Origin of the sequence: Achromobacter mucicolens, from assembly GCF_029866465.1 — a bacterium.
Taxonomy (GTDB): Bacteria; Pseudomonadota; Gammaproteobacteria; order Burkholderiales; family Burkholderiaceae_B; genus Achromobacter; species Achromobacter mucicolens.
This window is the reverse complement of record NZ_CP123364.1, coordinates 4,244,416-4,265,280: the sequence shown is the minus strand read 5'-3', so window position 1 is coordinate 4,265,280 and position 20,865 is coordinate 4,244,416. Positions and strand designations below refer to the sequence as shown.

The window sequence follows — 20,865 nt, the reverse complement described above, 5'->3', positions numbered from 1 at the left end:
GCATAACCGATACTGGCCCATCGTTTGTAACGCCAACCGGGAAAATGGGTGCATTGGACGCGATCTGCGCCTTGCTGCACGCCATTTTCCGGCAATTTCTCAGGGTTGACCCGGAGCCGCCGCGCTCAGGCTGCGACGTAGGGGTCGGCAATGCCCATTTGCGCAAGGGTGGCGGTTTCCAGGGCTTCCATGCGCTTGGCCTCGCGCGCCTTGATGTGGTCGTAGCCCAGCGAATGCAGCACGCCGTGGATGGTGAGGTGGGCGGCGTGGTCCAGCAAGGGCTTGCGCTGTTCGCGGGCCTCGCGCACCAGCACGGGCACGCACATGACGATGTCGCCGCGGGCCACGCCCAGCGGGTCGACGCCGTATTCGAAGGTCAGCACGTTGGTGGCGTAGTCGCGGCCGCGGAAATCGCGGTTCAGGCGGCGGCCCTCGGCCGCGCCGACCAGCCGCAGGCTGAGTTCGGCGGCCGAGAACGCGACCAGGCCGTCTTCATGGGCGGCGCCCAGCGCGCGTTCTGCCCAGCGGCGCAGGCGCCAGCGGGGCAGGCGAGCTTCCTCGACCCCATACTGCACGGACAGGGACAGCTCAGGCTTCATCTTCGGCAGCGCGGTCGTAGGCGTCGACGATGCGGGCGACCAGGGGGTGGCGCACGACATCGCGGCTGGTGAATTTGGTGGTGGCGATGCCCTGGACGTCATGCAGCACTTTCACCGCATGCGCCAGCCCGCTGACCTGACCGCGCGGCAGGTCGACCTGCGAGGGGTCGCCGGTGATGACCGCCTTGCTGCCAAAGCCGATGCGTGTAAGGAACATCTTCATCTGCTCGGGCGTCGTGTTCTGCGCCTCGTCCAGGATGACGAAGGCGTGGTTCAGCGTGCGCCCGCGCATGTAGGCCAGCGGCGCGATCTCGATGGTCTGCTTTTCGAACAGGCGCTGCACCTTTTCGAAGCCCATCAGGTCGTACAGCGCGTCATACAGCGGGCGCAGGTACGGGTCGACCTTCTGCGCCAGGTCGCCGGGCAGAAAGCCCAGGCGTTCGCCGGCTTCGACGGCGGGGCGGGTCAGCACCAGGCGCTGCACCGTGTCGCGTTCCATGGCGTCGATGGCGCAGGCCACGGCCAGCCAGGTCTTGCCCGTGCCGGCAGGGCCGACGCCGAACGTGATGTCGTGCTTGAGGATGTTGTTCAGGTAGTCGCGCTGGCGCGGCGTGCGCGGACGCAGGTCGCTGCGCTTGGTGCGCAGTGCGATGCCGTCGCTTTCGTCGTCCAGGGCGGGCAGGGCATCGAGTTCCTGGGCCTGCTCTTCCTTGAGCTTGTCTTCCTGGCGGCCCACGCCGATCTCGACCAATCCCAGCTGGATGTCGTCGATGGACAGGGCGCGGTGCACGGCCTGTTCGTGGAACCGGCGCAGGATGCGGCCGGCCAGTTCGGCCCGCTCGCCTTCGATGGTGACGCGGCTGCCGCGGCGCGACAGCTTGACCGTCATGCCGTCGGCGAGCTGCCGCAGGTTTTCGTCCAGGGGGCCGCAGAGGTTGGCCAGGTGGGTGTTGTCGCCGTCCAGGGTGACGATGACGGGCATGCTGCGACGCGCGCGGGAGCGGGGAGTGGTCATTCAGCCTCTTGCGATGTGCGGTCCACGTCGGCAACCCGGGCGCGCAGGGAGTTCGTGTGCGCCTCGGTGATGATGACGTCGACCATTTGTCCGATGAGCCGCGCGGGCGCGGGGAAATTGACGATGCGGTTGTTTTCGGTGCGGCCCATGAGTTCGTTCGGGTCGCGGCGCGAGGGACCTTCCACCAGCAGGCGCTGGCGCGTGCCCACCATGTTGCGGGCAATCGTTGCCGCCTGTTCGTTGATGAGCGCCTGCAGGCGCTGCAGGCGGCGCAGCTTCACGTCCTGGGGCGTGTCGTCCGTCAGGTCGGCGGCGGGGGTGCCCGGGCGGCGCGAATACACGAACGAGAACGACGTATCGAAGCCGACGTCCTCGATCAGCTTGAGCGTCTTTTCGAAGTCTTCCTCGGTCTCGCCGGGAAAGCCCACGATGAAGTCGGAGGACAGCGTGAGATTCGGGCGGGCAGCGCGCAGGCGGCGCACGACGGACTTGAATTCCAGCGTGGTGTAGCCGCGCTTCATGCTGGCCAGCACGCGGTCGCTGCCGGCTTGCACTGGCAGGTGCAGGAACGAGACCAGCTTGGGCAGGCGGGCGTAGGCGTCAACCATGCGCTGGGTCATTTCCTTGGGGTGAGAGGTCGTGTAGCGGATGCGCTCGATGCCGGGGATCTCGTGCACGTATTCCAGCAGCATCGCAAAGTCCGCGATCTCGTCGGAATCGGTCATGCGGCCGCGGTAGGCGTTCACGTTCTGGCCCAGCAACGTCACTTCCTTGACGCCCTGGTCGGCCAGGTCGGCCACTTCGATCAGCACGTCGTCGAACGGACGCGAGACCTCTTCGCCGCGCGTGTAAGGCACGACGCAGAAGCTGCAGTACTTGCTACAGCCTTCCATGATGGACACGAACGCCGTGGCGCCGTCGACGCGCGGCGGCGGCATGTTGTCGAATTTCTCGATTTCGGGAAAGCTGATGTCGACCTGCGAGCGGCCTTCGTCGCGGCGGCGCTTGATCAGGTCGGGCAGGCGGTGCAGCGTCTGCGGGCCGAACACCACGTCGACGTACGGCGCGCGCTTGACGATGGCTTCGCCTTCCTGGCTGGCCACGCAGCCGCCCACGCCGATGACCAGGTTCGGATTGGTCTTCTTCAGGTGCTGCACGCGGCCCAGGTCCGAAAACACCTTTTCCTGCGCCTTTTCGCGCACCGAACAGGTGTTGAACAGGATGACGTCCGCCTCTTCGGGGTTGTCGGTCAGTTCGAGCCCGCCCTGGTCCTCGCGCAGCACGTCTGCCATCTTGTCCGAGTCGTACTCGTTCATCTGGCAGCCGAAGGTGCGGATGTACAGCTTGCGGGGGGAGCCGGCGCCGGGAACGGCCGAAGGCAGGACGGGGGAGCCGCCGTCGCGGGTTTCGCCGGGGACATTGCCCGCGCGCTTGAGAGAAGTTTCTTGCATGATGATCGCCGTGACGGGTGTAGATCCCGGGGGCTGGAAAGAGGGGAAAGGCGGAATTTTAACCCTTGCCCAAAAATTGTTTCTTGGTCGGGCGCGCGTTGGCCGTTACGATAGCGGTCCGAGCGCCGGGTGGCGCCGGCAAGATCTCCTTTTTATGCTCGTGCGGAACCGATGAATTCCAATCGCCTCACGCCTGCGGCAGCCGTTCCGTCCCTCGATGGCGGTGCCGGTTCCGCCGTCCAGGACGAATACCGAAATCCCTATCCCGCGTCCGTGTGGGCGCTGCTGGCAGGCGCGCTGGCGCTGGCCGCGGCGGCCTGCGCGCTGTGGGTCGACCTGCCGCTCGCGATCTGGATCCAGCAATCGGTGTCGGCTGGCGTGGACCAGTCGTTTGAATGGGTGGGCGAGCTGGGCGAAAGCGGCCATTACATCGTCATGGCGCTGGCGTTTTACGTGATCGGCCTGGTGGGTCTGGCGCGCGGATGGCGCAATCCGCTGCGTGTCAGCTACGCCGCCATGGCGCGCGGCAGCCTGCTGATGCTGTCGACGATGGCGGTGGGCGGGCTGGTGGTGCTGGTGCTCAAGCGCACCGTGGCCCGCGCGCGTCCCGAGCTGTATTTCGAACAAGGCATCTACGGCCTGGGCGAATCGTTTTCCCGCGCCCAGCAGTTCAATTCCTTTCCTTCCAGCCACACCTACGCCGCCTTTGCCGTGGCAGTGGTGCTGGGCATCCTGGCGCCCCGCTGGCGCTGGATTTTCCTGCTGCTGGCGGCGCTGGTGGCGATCAGCCGGCTGGTGAACCTGGATCACTATCTGTCGGACGTGATGACGGCCGGCGGCATCGCCGTGCTGGTCGGCCACTATCTGGCCCCCCGGGTGCTTGGCAGTAAGTACCAATGGCCGCTGCGCGCCCCGTGGCGCTGGTGGAAGAAGGCCTGAGGCAGGGCTTGGGAAGCAGGCAAGGCCGCGGAATCCGCGGCCTTTTTTTCGTCCGGTGACGGCGTCCGGGGACGGAATGCCGGCTTAAAACGGGGCCGGCGCGTGGGTGTCAGGCCAGCACTTTGACCCCGGTCGGCGTTTCGATCTGCGCACGCAGGCGGGGCGGGCCGTCGGCCTGCTCGACGTCGATCAGGCTGTCCGCGCCCATCCAGGCCAACCCCTGGCGCAGCAGCGAGGCGCGGGGATGGCAGCCGGTCAGGCGGAGCAAGCGCAGCGGCTGGCGCGGCAGGGTCGCACCGGGCGGATTCTCGACGTCCCATTGGATCAGCGTGGGCAGCAGGCCTTCGCCGGCTTCGTAGCCGGCCTCGCGCCACGCCGGCAGGCTGCCGTCTTCCGGCACGGTCAGGCGCCAGCGCAGGTCGCCGCGCGTCATGGCAATGGCGGGCGGCAGCCGGTCGGGGTGCTCGGCCTGCATGCGCGTCAGGTCCAGCGGCGCCTCGACACGCGCGGCCCAGTGCGCTAAAAACGGTCCCTGTTCGAGACGCGCGCGCACGTCGCCCTGGTCCAGCCCGAACCAGCGGGGGCGCTCGGGCGCCGGCGCGTCGGGATCGATCGCGATGACTTCCAGATACACGCCGTCCGCCATGCCCAGCACCCGGTTATGGGTGCCCATGCGCGGATGCGCGCCGCCGCCCTGCGGCGTGATGCCCAGCAGTCCGGCGACATATTCGGTACCGCTGGCGAGGTCCGCGGCGGCGATGACGAGGTGGTCGATGGTGAGTTTCATGAGGGGCATGGTAACGAATGGGCGCTCGTTCGTCCGGTTCGGTGTTGGTGTCAAGCCGCGACGGAGATGCCGGCCGCGTCAGACCGGCGGGCTTTGCGCACACGGATTTCAACATGCTGATCCAGCGATACCAGCGCCTGCATCACCCGTTCCAAGGAAATGTTCTGGAGCTTGTACCGCCGCATTTGAGAGATTTTGGGTTGCGTCATTCCGGTCAGCGCAGCGACCTCCCGCTGGCTCAGGGCACGCTGATCGATCAAATCGTTGAACCTGATGGCCAGTTGGACCTTTGCGGTCAACTCGGCCGCGTCGTCAAAGCCAAGGTCATAGAGCACATTTTGCGTGCCGGGATGGGGCGTGCGGGTCATGGAGCGCTCCGGTGGGGATGTTGCCGAACCATTGCACGCTTCAGCCGGCTTGATATGAGATCAAGGTCGGCCTGGGGCGTGCTGATGCCCGACTTGGATTTTTTCTGAAATGCATGCAGTACATGGATGGCGGTGTCGATCTTCATTGCGTAGGCAGTCCGATACGCATTGCCTCGCTCGGTTTCGGCAAGCTGATAAACGCCCGGCCCCAGCCCTTTCATGGCTTTTGCAGCATCGGGCCAACGGCCGCATTGCAGGGTGTACAGCGACATTCCCATTCGCTTTTGCACGGGGAGCGGGAACGCCTTGAAGTCCTTTCTGGAAGATCCTTCCCAGTAGAGAAGCTTGGGTTTTTCTGTCCACACGATATACCTGTTCGGATATATAAATCAACCGCCGTGGCGGGGGATCGGACAAACTAACCAAAAACGGTGGGGTGGACTATTCGTGCTCGCCGCACCTGCCCGTGCCCCAAAAGAAAAACCCGTCGCAAGCGACGGGTTCTTGGTGTCAGGGCCGTGGCAATCAGGCGACTTCGCCTTCCTCGCCTTCCTTCTTGACCGGCTTGATCAGGTCTTCGCGCTTGACGCCCATCCACATGGCCAGCGCGGCGGCGACGAACACCGACGAGTAGATGCCGAACCAGATGCCGATGGTCAGGGCCATGGCGAAGTAGTGCAGGGTGGGGCCGCCGAAGAACAGCATGGCCAGCACCATCATCTGGGTCGAACCGTGGGTGATGATGGTCCGCGAGATAGTCTGCGTGATGGCGCTGTTGATGACTTCGTGCACGTCCGCCTTGCGGTACTTGCGGAAGTTTTCGCGGATCCGGTCCATGATGACCACGGATTCGTTCACGGAGTAGCCCAGCACGGCCAGCACGCCGGCCAGCACCGCCAGCGAGAACTCCCACTGGAAGAACGCGAAGAAGCCCAGGATGATGACCACGTCGTGCAGGTTGGCGATCACGCCGGCCACCGCGAACTTCCATTCGAAGCGGAAGCCCAGGTAGACCATGATGCCGATCACCACGACCAGCAGCGCCATGAGGCCGTTGTGCAGCAGTTCCTGGCCGACCTGCGGGCCCACGAATTCGACACGGCGCAATTCCACGCCCGAATCGGCGGCCTTCAGCGCGGCCATGACGGTTTCGCTTTGCGTGGCGGACGTCTGGCCTTCCTGCAGGGGCAGGCGGATCATGACGTCATGCGACGTGCCGAAGTTCTGGACCTGGAAGTCGGTGTAGCCCAGCTTGGACACCACGCCGCGCACGTTTTCAAGCTGCGCCGTCTGGGCGTAGTTGACTTCCATGACCGTGCCGCCGGTGAACTCGATCGACAGGTGAAAGCCGCGGGTGACGATGAAAAAGACCGCCAGCAGGAAGGTGACGAGACTGATGATGTTCAGCACCAGGGCATGGCGCATGAACGGGATGGTGCGGTGAATCCGGAAAAATTCCATTTTTCGCCTTCGGTTCTTTTCTGTGGCGGACGGCTGGGGCCGTCCGCCTTATTTTCAGTTTGCCTTCGGCTTCCAGACTTCGCCGATGGAGATCGAGGTGAGCTTCTTCTTGCGGCCGTAGTACAGATTGGCCAGCGCGCGCACGCCCACGACCGACGAGAACATCGAGGTCAGGATGCCCAGGCAGTGAACCACCGCGAAGCCCCGGATCGGGCCCGAACCGAACGCCAGCAGCGCCAGGCCCACGATCAGCGTGGTCAGGTTCGAGTCGAGAATGGTGCCCCACGCGCGTTCGAAACCGTGATGGATGGCCTGCTGGGGGGTGGCCCCCGCGCGCAGTTCTTCGCGTATGCGCTCGTTGATCAGCACGTTCGAGTCAATAGCCATGCCCAGTGTCAGCGCAATGGCCGCGATGCCGGGCAGCGTCAGCGTGGCCTGCAGCATGGACAGGAGCGCCAGCAGCAGCAGCACGTTGAGCGTCAGGCCGATCGTGGAGAACACGCCGAACAGGTGGTAGTAGATGATGATGAACGCGGCGATCGCCAGGAAGCCGTACAGCGTCGAGTAAAAGCCCTTGGAAATGTTGTCGGCGCCAAGGCTCGGGCCGATGGTGCGTTCCTCGATGATGGACATCGGCGCGGCCAGCGCGCCGGCGCGCAGCAGCAGGGCGGTGTCGGCGGCTTCCTCGGAGGTCATGCTGCCCGAGATCTGCACCTGGCCGCCCGCGATTTCGCCGCGGATGACGGGCGCGGTGACCACTTCGCCCTTGCCGTTTTCGAACAGCAGAATGGCCATGCGCTTGTTGATGTTGTCGCGGGTGACGTCGCGGAAGATGCGGGCGCCCTTGGAGTCCAGCGTCAGGTGGACGGCGGCCTGCTGGGTCTGCGAATCGCGGCCGGGCTGGGCGTCCTGCAGGTTTTCACCGGTCAGGATGACCTGGCGGCGGACCAGGATCGGACGGCCGTCACGGTCGTTGTAGCGTTCAAGACCAAACGGGACGCTGCCGCCCAGCAACGCGGCCTGCGCGGCGGGGGAGTCGTCGACCATGCGGATTTCCAGCGTGGCGGTGCGGCCCAGCAGTTCCTTGGCCTTGGCCACGTCCTGCACGCCGGGCAACTGCACCACGATGCGGTCTGAACCCTGCTGCTGGATGACCGGTTCGGCCACGCCCAGCTCGTTGATGCGGTTGTGCAGCGTGTTGATGTTCTGCTTGAGCGCGGAATCCTGCACGCGGGTGACGGCGGCCGGGTTCAGGGCGGCCATCAGCAGCTGCTTGCCGTTTTCTTCGCGTTCGGTGAATTCCAGGTCAGGCAGGCGCGAGCGCAGCGTCGAGATGGCGCGGTCGCGGTCGTCGGAATTGGCGAAGGTGGCGGCAATGCCCATGCCGGAGCGTTCGACGCCGGCCACGGGGATCTTCTGATCGCGCAGCACCGAGCGCACGTCGGCGGCCAGGGAATCATAGCGGGCGGTCAGGGCGCCTTGCATGTCGACCTGCAGCAGGAAGTGCACGCCGCCGCGCAGGTCCAGGCCCAGGTACATGGGCTTGGGCGCGAACCAGCCCAGGGCGCGCATCCAGGGCGGCGAGGCGGGCAAGAGGTTCAGCGCCACGGTGTATTGCGGGTCGCCGGGAACGGTGTTGAGCGATTTTTCGATCAGGTCGCGGGCCTGCAGCTGCACGTCGGTCGACGGGAAGCGGGCGCGAACCGTGCCGAGCGTGCCGTTCAGTTCGAAATAGGCGCCGTCGTTGGGAATCTTGGCATCGGCCAGGATCTGTTCCACGCGCGCCAACACGGCGGTGTCGACCTTGACCGTGGCCTTGGCGCTGGACACCTGAACGGCGGGGGACTCGCCGTAGAAATTGGGCAGCGTGTACAGCAGGCCAATGAGGACCGCGACCAGGACCGTAATGTACTTCCAGAGGGGATAGCGGTTCATTGCCGGCTACTTCATTGAAAGAGATGAAAGGGCCGCCCGGGCGAGACGCGGCGGGCGGCGGTAGGCGCCTTCTAGGACAAGAGCCCCGATGGGGCTCTTTTGGGACGCTTACAGGGCCTTGATGGTTCCCTTGGGCAGGACGGTCGACACCGACGACTTCTGCATGATGACTTCGACGGGCTTGTCGGCCAGTTCGGAGACTTCGACGGTGACGTAGCTGTCGTTGACCTTGGTGACCTTGCCGAGCAGGCCGCCGGCCGTGACGACTTCGTCGCCCTTGGCCAGGGCCGCGATCAGGTTGCGGTGTTCCTTCTGGCGCTTCATCTGCGGACGGATCATCAGGAAGTAGAGGATCACGAACATCAGGATGATGGGCAGCATGCCCATCAGCGCATTGCCTTCGGGAGCGGCGGCCTGGGCCACGACGAGGCTGGCGGTATCGATAACGGACATTGAATTCTCCTGCGTTTGAGTCTGTTTGGGTTTATCGCTATGTTTTTAATGCGCCCATCCCCGCGCGAGCCATGGATAGGGCAAGCCGACTATTGTATATAGGTTATCGCCAGCCTTTAACTAGGGTGTCATCCCAGGCGACAAGGCGGCTTCCGCTTGCAGCGGCGGCTGCCCGGTCAAATGGGGGCGAAACCCGCCGGCAAAAGCCCCTGGCGGGGCTTTTTTATCCGGCTACTCGATGCCGCGGGCACGGTCCGCGGCGAACTGGGCGCGCCAGGCGTCAAAACGGCCTTCCGCAATGGCCTCGCGCATTTCCTTCATGATAGTCAGATAGAAGTGCAGGTTGTGCAGCGTGTTCAGGCGCGCGCCGGTGATTTCATTGGCGCGTTGCAGATGGTGCAGGTACGCGCGCGAGAAATTGCCGCAAGTGTGGCAGCTGCAGCTCGGGTCCAGCGGACGGGTATCGTCGCGGTATTTGGCATTGCGGATCTTGACATCGCCAAAGCGCGTGAACAGCCAGCCGTTGCGCGCATTGCGAGTCGGCATCACGCAGTCGAACATGTCGACGCCGCGGCTCACGCCCTCGACGAGGTCTTCGGGGGTGCCGACGCCCATCAGGTAACGCGGCGCCTGCGCGGGCAGCTTGGGCGTGACATGCGCCAGGATGCGCATCATGTCTTCCTTGGGCTCGCCTACCGACAGCCCGCCGATCGCGTAGCCGTGAAAGCCGATGTCCTGCAGTCCGGCCAGGGATTCGTCGCGCAGCGACTCGTACATGCCGCCCTGCACGATGCCAAAGAGCGCGTTCGGGTTGCCCAGACGGTCGAATTCGTCGCGCGAGCGGCGCGCCCAGCGCAGCGACATGCGCATCGAGCGGGCCGCCTCTTCGACGGTGGCGGGGCGGCCGTCGATTTCATAGGGCGTGCACTCGTCGAACACCATGACGATGTCGGAGTTGAGCGAGCGCTGGATGCGCATCGATTCTTCAGGCGTGAGGAACAGGCGCGCGCCGTCGATGGGAGAGGCGAACTTGACGCCTTCCTCGGTGATCTTGCGCATGCCCTGCAGGCTGAACACCTGGAAGCCGCCCGAGTCGGTCAGGATGGGCTTGTCCCACTGCATGAAGCCATGCAGGCCGCCATGCTTTTCCATGATTTCGGTGCCCGGGCGCAACCACAGGTGGAAGGTGTTGCCCAGCACGATCTGCGAGCCGATTTCCTTGAGCTCGTGCGGCATCATCGCCTTGACGCTGCCGTAGGTGCCCACCGGCATGAAGATGGGGGTCTCGACCACGCCGTGGTTCAGCGTGATGCGGCCGCGGCGGGCGCCGCCGTCGGTGGCGAGCAGTTCGAAGTTGAGTCCGGTCATGAGGCAGGGGTTTCGATGAACATGGCGTCGCCATAGCTGAAGAAGCGGTAGCGCGCGGCGACGGCGTGGGCGTAGGCGCGGCGGATGGGCTCGACGCCGGCCAGCGCCGACACCAGCATCAGCAGGGTCGACTGGGGAAGATGGAAGTTGGTGACCAGCGCGTCCACCACACGGTACGCGTAGCCCGGGGTGATGAACAGGCGCGTGTCGCCCTGGGCGGTGGCCAGCGGGACGCCGGGGGCGGTTTGGCCCTCGGTCTGCGCGGCGGCCGATTCCAGGGCGCGCACGCTGGTGGTGCCGACGGCGATCACGCGTCCGCCCTGGGCGCGGGCCGCGGCAATGGCGTCCACGGTGGCTTGGGGCACCGTGAACCATTCCGCGTGCATGACGTGGTCGGCCAGATTGTCCACGCGCACTGGCTGGAAGGTGCCGGCGCCCACGTGCAGCGTGACGAAGGCGCGGGCCACGCCCAGCCCGGCCAGGCGATCCAGCGTCGGCTGGTCAAAGTGCAGGCCGGCCGTGGGCGCGGCGACCGCGCCGGGTTCGCGCGCGTAGACCGTCTGATAGCGGTCGTCGTCGCCCGCGTCCGCCGCATGCGTGATGTAGGGCGGCAGCGGCGTGGCGCCGTGCGCGTCCAGCAGGTCGAGCACGGGGCCCGGAAAGCGGATGTCGAAAAGTTCGCCCTCGCGGCCCAGCACGGTGGCCTCGAAGGCGTCGGCCAGGCGCAGCACCATGCCGGGGCCCGGCGACTTGCTGGCGCGCACGTGCGCCAGGACGCGGTCGGGCTCGGTGATGCGTTCGACCAGCACCTCGATCTTGCCGCCGGTGATCTTGTGGCCGGGCAGGCGCGCCTTGATGACGCGGGTGTCGTTGAACACCAGCAGGTCGTTCGGACGCAGCAGGGAGGTCAGGTCGGCGAACTGGCGGTCATGGAGCTGGCTGGCGGCATCCAGGTGCAGCAGGCGGCTGCCCGTGCGCTGGGCGGCGGGCGTCTGCGCAATGAGCTCGGGCGGCAGTTCGTAGTCGAAATCGGAAACGGTGAAGGACTGGGTCACGCGGATATCGGGATGAGTGGGGCCCGCCTGGCGGGCTTGGGGCAACCCGCTATTGTAAAGGGGACGGTTAATAGGGGCGGAACAGCGGCGTGCGCAGTTAAATGCGTCTGCGCTGGCGCTCGGGGCGGCCTCGCGCCGCCCGCAATCCGTCCAGGTTTTGTATGCTCTCGGTTTTGCTGGACGAGCAACCGGGTGGGCGTGCAATGACGGGACAAGTGATCAGGCGGGTGGGCGGACTGAAGCAATGGCTGGCCGGCGGTGTCCTGGCCCTGGCCGCGCACGCCGCCTTTGCGCAGGTTCCGGGACTGCCGCCCGACGTGGTCAAGGCCTGGAAGGCGAGCAAGCTGCCGGAAAGTTCGCTGTCGCTGGTGGTCCAGGAGGTCGGCGGCCCGCGGCTCGTGGCGCTCAACGCGAAGGAAGCCCGCAATCCGGCCTCGGTGATGAAACTGGTCACGACCTGGGCGGCGCTGTCCGAGCTGGGTCCCAATTACGTCTGGCGCACCGAATTCATGACGGCGCCCGGCGCGCGTCCCGACGCCAAGGGCGTGCTGGCCGGGCCGCTGTACCTGCGGGCTGGCGGCGATCCCCAATTCCTGATGCAGGACCTGTGGACGCTGCTGCGCGAACTGCGGCTGCGCGGGGTCAAGCAGATCAACGATCTCGTGATCGACCGCAGCATCTTCGGCCAGGTCACGACCGACCCGGGCGCGTTCGACGGCGCGCCCGACCGGGCGTACAACGCCAGCCCGGACGCGCTGATGGTGGGCTTTGGCGCGCTGCGGCTGCTGTTCACGCCGGACCCGGTCGCCAACAAGTGGGTGCCACTGATCGATCCGCCGCTGCCCGGCCTGAAGATCGAGGGCCAGGTCGAATGGAGCGACGTGCGCTGTCCCGGCCCCCCGGTGGTCACGACCGACCCGCTCATTACCCAGCAGGGCGTCACCATCCGCGTCAACGGCAAGGTGGCCGGTTCCTGCGGCGAGTTCAGCCTGTATCGCCTGGCGCTGTCCCAGCCCGAATACGCCACCGAAGTCTTCCGCATGCTCTGGAAGGAGCTGGGCGGCACGTTCAAGGGACAGGTCCGGTCCGGCATGGTGCCGGCCGACGCCGTTGTGCTGGCCTCGCACGACTCGCCCACGCTGGCCGAAGCGATCCGCCAGATCAACAAGCGCAGCAACAACGTCATGGCGCGCACCCTGCTGCTGACGCTGGGCGCCGAGCGGGGCCGCCGTCCGGCCACCGTCGGCAGCAGCGAGGAAGTGGCCAAGCAGCTACTGGCCAAGCAGGGGCTGGACATGCCGGAACTGGTCATCGACAACGGCGCCGGCCTGTCGCGCGACGCCCGCGTGTCGGCGGACAGCCTGGCGTCGATGCTGACCGTGGCCTGGAATTCGCCGGTGATGCCGGAATACATTTCGTCCTTCGCCATCGCCGGCGTGGACGGCACCGTGCGCCGCCGCCTGAAGGGCAACGGCACGCTGGGCATGGCTCACCTGAAGACCGGCTCGCTGCGCGATGTGCGCTCGATCGCCGGTTACGTGCTGGGCGCCAGCGGCAAGCGCTACGTGGTCGTCAGCATCGTGAACCACGAGCAGGCAGGCGCCGTCCGCGCCTTTGACGACGCCTTGATCTCCTGGCTCGCCGAACAATGAACGTGAGCCCCCACGCCGCGCGCATTTCATGCGCTAGCTGCCCCCCAAGGGGGCTGCCCCGCCTTGGGGCGGCCCTGAGGAAAGGCCCCCACGCCACGCGCATTTCATGCGCTAGCTGCCCCCCAGGGGGGCTGCCCCGCCTTGGGGCGGCCCTGCGGCGGGGCGGGCCCAAAACGATTACGATCCTCTCGTGTGGCTCGCGAGCGGGCGGCGCAGGTGCGCTGCGCCGCGCCGGGTCCGCCTGAGGCCCAAAGCATTCTGACCAACAAATACTCTGGAGAGTTACGCACATGCCCGTGCACGAAATCCGCCATCCGCTGATCCGCCACAAGCTCGGGATCATGCGGCGCGCCGACCTCAGTACCAAGAGCTTCCGTGAACTGTCGCAGGAAGTGGGCGCACTGCTGACGTACGAAGCGTCCAAGGACCTGCCGCTGGCGCCCGCCACGGTCGAGGGCTGGTGCGGGCAGGTCGAAGTCGAGAAGATCGCCGGCAAGAAAGTCACCGTGGTGCCCATCCTGCGCGCCGGCATCGGCATGCTGGACGGCGTGCTGAGCCTGATCCCGGGCGCGAAGGTCAGCGTTGTGGGCGTGGCTCGCAATGAAGAGACGCTGGAAGCCCACACTTATCTGGAACGCCTGGTGGGCGAACTCGACCAGCGCCTGGCGCTGATCGTCGATCCCATGCTGGCCACGGGCGGTTCGATGGTTGCTGCCATCGACCTGCTCAAGCGCGCCGGCTGCAAGGAGATCCGCGCGCTGGTGCTGGTGGCGGCGCCCGTGGGCATCGACGCGGTGCTCAACAAGCACCCGGACGTGCATATCTACACGGCGTCCATCGACGAGGGTCTGAATGAGCACGGCTACATCATGCCGGGCCTGGGCGACGCCGGCGACCGCATCTTCGGCACGCAGCAAAAGGGCTGAAGACCCATCCGGCCGTGCCCGGCAGGGATGTCGGCCGTGAAGAACCGGCGCCGCGCCGATGCCGCGCCGGACAGCGGTTCTAGGCCGTCAGCGCCTGCTGCCCCAGATGCTGGCCAAACCAGTGCAATTGGGGCGCCAGGCCGGCGACCTCGCCCACGATCAGCAGGGCGGGAGAGCGGACGGCATGGTCGCGGGCCAGTTCCGGCAGTTCCGCGAGCCGTCCCGACACCACGCGCTGTTCGGGCCGGCTGCCGTTCTCGATCAGTGCGAACGGCGTGTCTGGCGAGCGGCCGTGGCGCAGCAGGCGCTGCGTCAGCAGATCAAGCTGGCCAACCCCCATGTAGAACGCCAAGGTCTGCTTTTCGCGCGCCAGGGCGGGCCAATCCAGGTTGTCTTCGTCTTCGCGGCAATGCGCGGTGATGAGGCGCACCGATTGGGCGTGTTCGCGGTGCGTCAGCGGAATGCCGGCATAGGCCGCACAGGCCAGCGCCGCGGTGATGCCGGGCACCACCTCATAGCGCACGCCATGCGCGCGCAAAAACTCCAGTTCCTCGCCGCCGCGCCCAAAAATGAAGGCGTCGCCGCCCTTGAGCCGCACCACGCGGCGGCCCGCCTGCGCGTATTCCACCAGCAGACCATGGATGCGCGCCTGCGTGGCGTGATGGTTTTCGCCCGGCAGCTTGCCCACGGGCACGCGTTCGGCGTCGCGCCGGGCCAGCGACAGGACCTCGTCGCTGACCAGACGGTCGTAAAGAATGACATCGGCTTCGTTCAGCGCGCGCAAGGCCTTGAGCGTCAAGAGGCCCGGATCGCCCGGCCCCGCGCCCACCAGCACGACGCTGCCCTCGGCGGGCGCAATCGGCGCGGCTAACGCGTCGGCCAGCGCGGCCTCGGCCTGCGCCGGCTGCTGCTGGCGCAGAAAGCCCGCCACCGGGCCGTCCAGCAGCCAGTCGTAGAAGCGTCGGCGCGCACCCAGGTCCGGGAGGCTGGCGCGAATGCGCTTGCGGTAGACGGCGGCCAGGCCGGCCAGCTGGCCCAGCGTGTGGTCGAACAGCGACTCGATGCGTTCGCGGATGCGGCGCGCCAGCACGGGCGCCACGCCCGACGACGAAATGGCGACGATGACGGGGGAGCGGTCGACGATAGACGGCACCTGGAAGGACGACAGTTCGGGGTCGTCCACCACGTTGCTGAAAATACGGCGCGCCTCGGCGGCCTGCGACACCGCGGCATTGACCGTCCGATCGTCGGTGGCGGCCACCACCAGCCAGACGTCTTGCAGCCAATCGGCGTTGAACGTCCCGGGCAGGTGGCGCACGCGGCCCTCGGTCACAAGCGCCGCCAGCGCGGGCGTCAGTGCCGGCGCGCCCACGACCACGTTTGCGCTGGCTTCCAGCAGGGCCAGGGTCTTGCGCTCGGCGACCGCGCCGCCGCCAACAACGAGTACCAGCCGGTCTGTCAGATCGGCAAAAATCGGGAAAAGCTTCATGTATGCCAGCCTCGGGCGCACCCGGCTCAATGTGGGTCGATGATAGGGACCGGCTCTCATCCCCACAACTTTTGATTTCTTTAATTCATATAGCCATAACTTATTTGGCGGCCCGTCAGGCGCTGCCCAGCCATTGGCTCATCTCGACGACCTCGCGGGCGACCTCGCCCAGCCGCTTCTGGCTCTGCATGGCGCGCTCGCGCAGCAGCCGGTGGGCCTCGTCCTCGGTCACGGCGCGCGTCTTCATCAGAATACCCTTGGCTTTTTCCACCCACTGCCGGTCCGCCAGCCGCAGTTGCGCCTCGCGCAATTCCTCGCGCCGGGTTTTCTCCATGGCGAAGCGCTCGATCGCCACGGTCAGCAGGGGCTCGATGCGGGCGGCCGGCACGTCCCCGACCACGTAGGCGGCAACGCCTGCGCGCAAGGCCGTGCGGATGGTTTCGCGATTGCCGTCGTCGGTGAACATCACGACCGGGCGGTCGCTGTGCGAACTGGCCACACAGATGTTCTCCAGCGTGTCGCGGCCGGGGGCGTCGCTGTCGATCAGCACCACGTCGGCGGCGGACTGCGCGATGCTGGCGGCCAGGTCCGTGCCGGGCGCCACCTCGGCCACGACGTGCACGCCCGCCGCGGCAAGCGTTTGCCGCAGCGACGCCGCGCGTCCCTCGCCATCGTTGAGCAGCATGACCTTCAACATGAAACACCCCCTGTGCGATGACTGATGCAAGTTCCATGCCATCGTCGCCGCGCGCGGCGCGGGGCGCGCGCGCACGATGGCGGGGCGCGCGCCGCACAGCGATGGTGCGGTGCGGCATCGTACTGCGCACCAAGTTGGCTCCGCCCCTGATTCAGCCCGGCGACGCCAGACCCGCGCGGGTTGGGCGCATCGCAAGCGCTGGCGCGGGCTGCGGCGCGGTTTGCGCAGACCGCCAGAAATCTGGCACGGCGATTGCTTGAGTGAAGTCGGGGCGGCCAACGGCGGTCGCCCGACGCAACGCGCCGCATCACGCGGCCAGGGACAACGACGTTCCGCTGCGCCACTGGATAGAGATCCGTGGCGCGCGGAACGTTTTTTTTTGCCGCCACCCGCAAGGAGCCTCGCATGACGCCTATGACCCGCAGTCCCTCGACCGACGCCGCCCGCGCCGACATGACCGCCAATGCCGGCCGCCGCAAATGGCTCAGCGGCACGGCGCGCGCGGTGGCTGGCGCCGGTCTGCTTTCATTGGTCGACCCGCTGGTGCGCGCCGGCGCGTGGGCGGCGGGCACCGACGCGCCGGAAAAGACCGAGGTGAAGATCGGCTTCATCCCGCTGACCGACTGCGCATCGGTGGTGATGGCGTCGGTGCTGGGTATCGACAAGAAATACGGCGTCAAGATCACGCCCTCCAAGGAAGCCTCGTGGGCCGCCGTGCGCGACAAGCTCATGAACGGCGAGCTGGACATGGCGCACGTGCTGTATGGCCTGGTCTACGGCGTGCACCTGGGCATCGGCGGACCGAAGAAGGACATGGCCGTGCTGATGAGCCTGAACCAGAACGGACAGGCCATCACCCTATCGAACAAGCTGCTGGAAGCCGGGGCGCGCGACGGCGAATCGCTCGCCAAGCTGATGGCCGCGGACAAGCGCGAATACACGTTCGCGCAGACCTTTCCGACCGGCACGCACGCGATGTGGCTGTATTACTGGCTGGCGGCACATGGCATCAATCCCATGAAGGACGCCAAGGTGATCACCGTGCCGCCGCCGCAGATGGTGGCCAACATGCGGGTGGGCAACATGGATGGCTACTGCGTGGGCGAGCCGTGGGGCGCGCGCGCCATCATGGACAAGATCGGCTTCACCACGGTGACGTCGCAGGGCATCTGGACGGACCATCCCGAGAAGGTCCTGGGCGCCAGCGCCGATTTCGTGAACCGCAACCCGAACACCGCGCGCGCCGTCACGGCCGCGATCCTGGAAGCCGGCAAGTGGATCGACGCGTCGCCCGAAAACCGCCGCAAGACGGCCGAGACCATCGCCGCCAAGTCCTACGTCAACACGGACGCCAGCGGCATCGTGGACCGCATGTTGGGGCAGTACGACGACGGCCTGGGCAAGAAATGGTCGGACGCGCACGCCATGCGCTTTTACGCAGACGGCGCCGCCAACTTTCCGTACCTGAGCGATGGCATGTGGTTCCTGACGCAGCACAAGCGTTGGGGCTTGCTCAAGGAACACCCGGACTACCAGGCGGTCGCCACGCAGATCAACCGCATCGACGTCTACAAGCAGGCGGCGCAGGCCGCGGGCGTGGCGCTGCCTGCCAGTGAATCGCGCACGTCCACGCTGATCGACGGCGTGGTGTGGGACGGCAGCAATCCCGCGGCCTATGCCGACGGTTTCAAGGTCAAGGCCTGACGGCCGCTACGAGAAGGGGACTGGCGATGTCTACCGTAACGATGACAAGCCGCGGCACCGAATTTGCCGCGCTGTGGCGGGAACGCCTGGAATCGGCGTTGAAGGCCGTGGTGGGGCCGGTTGCCGGCTTTGCGCTCTTTGTGCTGGTCTGGCAGGTGGTGGCGATGCGCATCCCGGAGATTCCGACGCCCGGGGTCACGTGGCATGCGGCCGTGGAACTGTTCGCCGATCCGTTCTATGACAACGGCCCGAACGACAAGGGCATCGGCTGGAACCTGCTGGCCTCGCTGGAACGCGTGGCGGCGGGATTCGGGCTGGCGGCGCTGGTCGGCATTCCCGTGGGCTTTGCGATCGGCCGCTACGCCGCGGTGCGCGCGATGTTCTCGCCCATCGTCAGCCTTTTGCGGCCGGTGTCGCCGCTGGCGTGGCTGCCGCTCGGGCTGCTGCTGTTCAAGGCGGCCAATCCGGCCGCGATCTGGGCCATCTTCATCTGTTCGATCTGGCCGATGATCATCAACACCGCGGTGGGCGTGTCGCGCGTGCCGCAGGATTACCTGAACGTGGCGCGCGTCCTGAACCTGTCCGAATGGAAGGTCACGACCAAGGTGCTTTTGCCCGCGGTGCTGCCCTACATGCTGACCGGCGTGCGGCTGTCCATCGGCACGGCATGGCTGGTGATCGTGGCCGCCGAGATGCTGACGGGCGGCACGGGCATCGGCTTCTGGTTGTGGGACGAGTGGAACAACCTGAAGGTCGAGCACATCGTCATCGCCATTTTCGTGATCGGCATCGTGGGGCTGCTGCTGGAGACCCTGCTGGTCGCGCTGGCCCGCCGTTTCACCTACACCGAGGAATAGCGCCATGAAGAAATTCGTACGCATCGAGCGCGTGGGACAGACCTTTGACACCCGCAAGGGCGCCTTCGTGGCGCTGCGCGACATCGACCTGACGGTCGAGCAGGGCGAGTTCATCACGCTGATCGGCCACTCCGGCTGCGGCAAGTCCACCCTGCTCAACCTGATCGCCGGCCTGACCCGGCCGACGAGCGGCGTGCTGCTGTGCGCCGAACGCGAGATAACCGGCCCGGGTCCGGACCGGGCGGTGGTGTTCCAGAACCATTCGCTGCTGCCTTGGCTGACGTGTTTCCAGAACGTGCACCTGGCGGTCGAGCGGGTGTTCGGCGCCACGGAAAAGCGCGCCCAGCTGGCCGAGCGCACGCGCGCCGCGCTGGACCTGGTGGGCCTGCTGCCGGCGCAGAACAAGCTGCCGCGCGAGATCTCCGGCGGCATGAAGCAGCGCGTGGGCATCGCGCGCGCGCTGGCGATCGAACCCGGCGTGCTGCTGATGGACGAGCCGTTCGGCGCGCTGGATGCGCTGACGCGCGCGCATCTGCAGGACGAGCTGCTCAAGATCGTGGCCAAGACCCGCACGACCACCATCATGGTCACGCACGACGTGGACGAGGCCGTGCTGCTGTCGGACCGCATCGTCATGCTGACCAATGGACCGGCCGCGACCATCGGCGAGATCCTGCCGGTGCCGCTGCCCCGGCCGCGCGACCGCGTGCGGCTGGCCAACGATCCGACATACCTGGCGTGCCGCGCGGGCGTGGTGGACTTCCTGCATCGCCGGCACGGCAATCCGGAGCGTTCCCAGGTCGCGGTCCAGGCCAACGCCGCGCTTGCCGTCGTGACCGCGCCGTTGCAGGAAGCCGGCGCAGCAGCGGCGCGCGCCGCCGCGTAAGGGGGCGGTCATGCAAGCCAGGCAGAAGCTGGTCGTGGTCGGCAACGGCATGGCCGGCATCCGGACCGTGGAGGAGCTGCTCAAGCTCGCGCCCGATCTTTACGACATCACGGTGTTCGGCGCCGAGCCGCACACCAACTACAACCGCATCCTGCTGTCGCCGGTGCTGACCGGCGAGCGCACGCTGCAGGACATCGTGCTGAACGACGAGGCTTGGTATGCCAGCCACGGCATCCGCCTGCGGCGCCAGTGCACGGTGACCGGCATCGACCGCGCGCGGCGGATGGTCGTGGCCGACGACGGCACCCGCACGCCGTACGATCGGCTGTTGCTGGCCACCGGGTCCAAGCCTTTCATCCTGCCGGTGCCGGGTCACGACCTGGAGGGCGTGGTGGCGTTTCGCGACATTGGCGACGTCAACCTGATGATCGACGCCGCCTCGCGATACCGCCACGCCGTGGTGATCGGGGGCGGCTTGCTGGGGCTTGAGGCCGCCAACGGCCTGGCGGCGCGTGGGATGGCCGTGTCGGTGGTGCATCTGGGCGCGGCGTTGCTGGACCGCCAACTGGACGGCGAAGCCGCCGCGCTGCTGCGCGAAAGCCTGGAGGCCCGCGGCCTGACGTTCCTGCTTCAGCACCAGACCGAGGCGATCCTCGGCGGGCCGGACGGGCGCGTGCGCGCGGTGCGCTTCGCGGATGGCTCCGAAGTCCCCGCCGACCTGGTGGTGATGGCCGCGGGCGTGCGGCCCAACACCGAGCTGGCGCAACGCTGCGGCCTGCATGTGGATCGCGGCGTCGTGGTCAGCGACACCTTGCAGACGTTTGACCCTCGCATCTATGCGGTGGGCGAATGCGTCAGCCATCGCGGCACGGCATACGGCCTGGTGGCGCCGCTTTTCGAGCAGGCCAAGGTCGCGGCCAATCACCTTGCGCAACATGGCATCGGCCGATACGAAGGCAGCGTCACGTCGACCAAGCTCAAGGTCACCGGCATCGACCTGTTTTCCGCGGGCGATTTCGCGGGCGGCGCGCAGACCGAGACCATCACGCTGGCCGACATGCCGGGCGGCGTCTACAAGAAGCTGGTGATACAGAACGACCGGCTGGTGGGCGCCTGCCTGTACGGCGATACGGCGGACAGCGCGTGGTACATGCGGCTCATCCGTGAAGGAGCCGGCATCGGCGTGCTGCGCGAGCAGCTCATGCTTGGCGAAGGCGCGGCAA

19 protein-coding genes and 1 pseudogene are annotated in these 20,865 nt (G+C 66.8%); 7 read left to right on the top strand and 13 right to left on the bottom strand.

The features are described from left to right. Positions 1 to 125: 125 nt before the first annotated feature. The 3 genes from ybeY to miaB are packed head-to-tail and all read right to left on the bottom strand — an operon-like array spanning position 126 to position 3,065. The gene (gene ybeY / locus QEP15_RS19555) at positions 126 to 599 is read right to left on the bottom strand and encodes an rRNA maturation RNase YbeY (protein WP_056326604.1); all 474 of its coding nucleotides are present in this window, start codon (positions 597 to 599) and stop codon (positions 126 to 128) included. After that, complete coding sequence (locus QEP15_RS19550; protein WP_142053768.1) at positions 589 to 1,614, bottom strand: PhoH family protein; 1,026 nt, start codon at positions 1,612 to 1,614, stop codon at positions 589 to 591. The genes ybeY and QEP15_RS19550 overlap by 11 nt, the downstream gene beginning before the upstream one ends. Continuing rightward, positions 1,611 to 3,065, bottom strand: a complete 1,455-nt coding sequence (gene miaB / locus QEP15_RS19545; RefSeq protein ID WP_142053770.1) for a tRNA (N6-isopentenyl adenosine(37)-C2)-methylthiotransferase MiaB — start codon at positions 3,063 to 3,065, stop codon at positions 1,611 to 1,613. The genes QEP15_RS19550 and miaB overlap by 4 nt, the downstream gene beginning before the upstream one ends. Before the next feature lie 171 nt (positions 3,066 to 3,236). Here miaB and QEP15_RS19540 point away from each other — a divergent pair, with 171 nt between their 5' ends. Next, positions 3,237 to 4,004, top strand: a complete 768-nt coding sequence (locus QEP15_RS19540; protein WP_280147889.1) for a phosphatase PAP2 family protein — start codon at positions 3,237 to 3,239, stop codon at positions 4,002 to 4,004. Positions 4,005 to 4,113: 109 nt separating this feature from the next. Here QEP15_RS19540 and QEP15_RS19535 read toward each other — a convergent pair whose 3' ends face one another. From QEP15_RS19535 to queA, 8 genes are all read right to left on the bottom strand, one after another. After that, positions 4,114 to 4,791 carry a VOC family protein gene (locus tag QEP15_RS19535; RefSeq protein ID WP_280148929.1) on the bottom strand — a complete coding sequence of 226 codons (678 nt, stop codon included), beginning with the start codon at positions 4,789 to 4,791 and terminating at the stop codon, positions 4,114 to 4,116. 50 nt (positions 4,792 to 4,841) lie between these two features. Then, positions 4,842 to 5,159, bottom strand: coding sequence for a helix-turn-helix domain-containing protein (locus QEP15_RS19530; RefSeq protein ID WP_056326611.1), 318 nt, complete (start codon positions 5,157 to 5,159; stop codon positions 4,842 to 4,844). Then, positions 5,156 to 5,431, bottom strand: a complete 276-nt coding sequence (locus tag QEP15_RS19525; RefSeq protein ID WP_342032960.1) for a type II toxin-antitoxin system RelE/ParE family toxin — start codon at positions 5,429 to 5,431, stop codon at positions 5,156 to 5,158. Before QEP15_RS19525 ends, QEP15_RS19530 begins: the two co-directional genes overlap by 4 nt. 253 nt (positions 5,432 to 5,684) lie before the next feature. Next, positions 5,685 to 6,620: a protein translocase subunit SecF gene (gene secF, locus QEP15_RS19520; protein WP_056326612.1), complete on the bottom strand. Its 936-nt coding sequence runs from the start codon at positions 6,618 to 6,620 to the stop codon at positions 5,685 to 5,687. 54 nt (positions 6,621 to 6,674) lie between these two features. Then, entirely contained in the window at positions 6,675 to 8,555 is a 1,881-nt protein-coding gene (secD, locus tag QEP15_RS19515) for a protein translocase subunit SecD (RefSeq protein WP_280147888.1), read from the bottom strand. 108 nt (positions 8,556 to 8,663) lie between these two features. Further along, positions 8,664 to 9,008 carry a preprotein translocase subunit YajC gene (gene yajC, locus QEP15_RS19510; RefSeq protein ID WP_042794815.1) on the bottom strand — a complete coding sequence of 115 codons (345 nt, stop codon included), beginning with the start codon at positions 9,006 to 9,008 and terminating at the stop codon, positions 8,664 to 8,666. A 231-nt stretch (positions 9,009 to 9,239) separates the two neighbouring features. Continuing rightward, complete coding sequence (tgt, locus tag QEP15_RS19505; RefSeq protein WP_108005311.1) at positions 9,240 to 10,376, bottom strand: tRNA guanosine(34) transglycosylase Tgt; 1,137 nt, start codon at positions 10,374 to 10,376, stop codon at positions 9,240 to 9,242. Then, entirely contained in the window at positions 10,373 to 11,431 is a 1,059-nt protein-coding gene (queA, locus tag QEP15_RS19500) for a tRNA preQ1(34) S-adenosylmethionine ribosyltransferase-isomerase QueA (RefSeq protein ID WP_180098072.1), read from the bottom strand. Before queA ends, tgt begins: the two co-directional genes overlap by 4 nt. Before the next feature lie 203 nt (positions 11,432 to 11,634). Between queA and dacB the strand changes: the two genes are divergently transcribed. Next, on the top strand, positions 11,635 to 13,083 hold the full coding sequence (gene dacB / locus QEP15_RS19495) for a D-alanyl-D-alanine carboxypeptidase/D-alanyl-D-alanine endopeptidase (RefSeq protein WP_056326619.1): 1,449 nt from the start codon (positions 11,635 to 11,637) through the stop codon (positions 13,081 to 13,083). 290 nt (positions 13,084 to 13,373) lie between these two features. Continuing rightward, positions 13,374 to 14,009 carry a uracil phosphoribosyltransferase gene (gene upp / locus QEP15_RS19490; protein ID WP_056326620.1) on the top strand — a complete coding sequence of 212 codons (636 nt, stop codon included), beginning with the start codon at positions 13,374 to 13,376 and terminating at the stop codon, positions 14,007 to 14,009. A 79-nt stretch (positions 14,010 to 14,088) separates the two neighbouring features. Here the strand turns inward: upp and cysG are convergent, their stop codons facing one another. Beyond that, a complete protein-coding gene (gene cysG, locus QEP15_RS19485; RefSeq protein ID WP_280147887.1) occupies positions 14,089 to 15,498 on the bottom strand; it encodes a siroheme synthase CysG in 1,410 nt (469 codons plus the stop codon). A gap of 115 nt (positions 15,499 to 15,613) precedes the next feature. Beyond that, on the bottom strand, positions 15,614 to 16,195 hold the full coding sequence (locus QEP15_RS19480) for an ANTAR domain-containing response regulator (protein WP_056326624.1): 582 nt from the start codon (positions 16,193 to 16,195) through the stop codon (positions 15,614 to 15,616). 405 nt (positions 16,196 to 16,600) lie between these two features. Here QEP15_RS19480 and QEP15_RS19475 point away from each other — a divergent pair, with 405 nt between their 5' ends. The 4 genes and pseudogenes from QEP15_RS19475 to QEP15_RS19460 form a co-directional block, all read left to right on the top strand. Continuing rightward, a complete protein-coding gene (locus tag QEP15_RS19475; protein ID WP_279991190.1) occupies positions 16,601 to 17,899 on the top strand; it encodes a CmpA/NrtA family ABC transporter substrate-binding protein in 1,299 nt (432 codons plus the stop codon). A gap of 26 nt (positions 17,900 to 17,925) precedes the next feature. Continuing rightward, complete coding sequence (gene ntrB, locus QEP15_RS19470; RefSeq protein WP_226846732.1) at positions 17,926 to 18,756, top strand: nitrate ABC transporter permease; 831 nt, start codon at positions 17,926 to 17,928, stop codon at positions 18,754 to 18,756. Positions 18,757 to 18,760: 4 nt separating this feature from the next. After that, positions 18,761 to 19,642 carry an ABC transporter ATP-binding protein gene (locus QEP15_RS19465; RefSeq protein WP_253855063.1) on the top strand — a complete coding sequence of 294 codons (882 nt, stop codon included), beginning with the start codon at positions 18,761 to 18,763 and terminating at the stop codon, positions 19,640 to 19,642. 10 nt (positions 19,643 to 19,652) lie between these two features. After that, positions 19,653 to 20,855 (top strand): annotated as a pseudogene (locus tag QEP15_RS19460) (NAD(P)/FAD-dependent oxidoreductase); the annotation flags it as partial. Positions 20,856 to 20,865 lie beyond the last annotated feature (10 nt).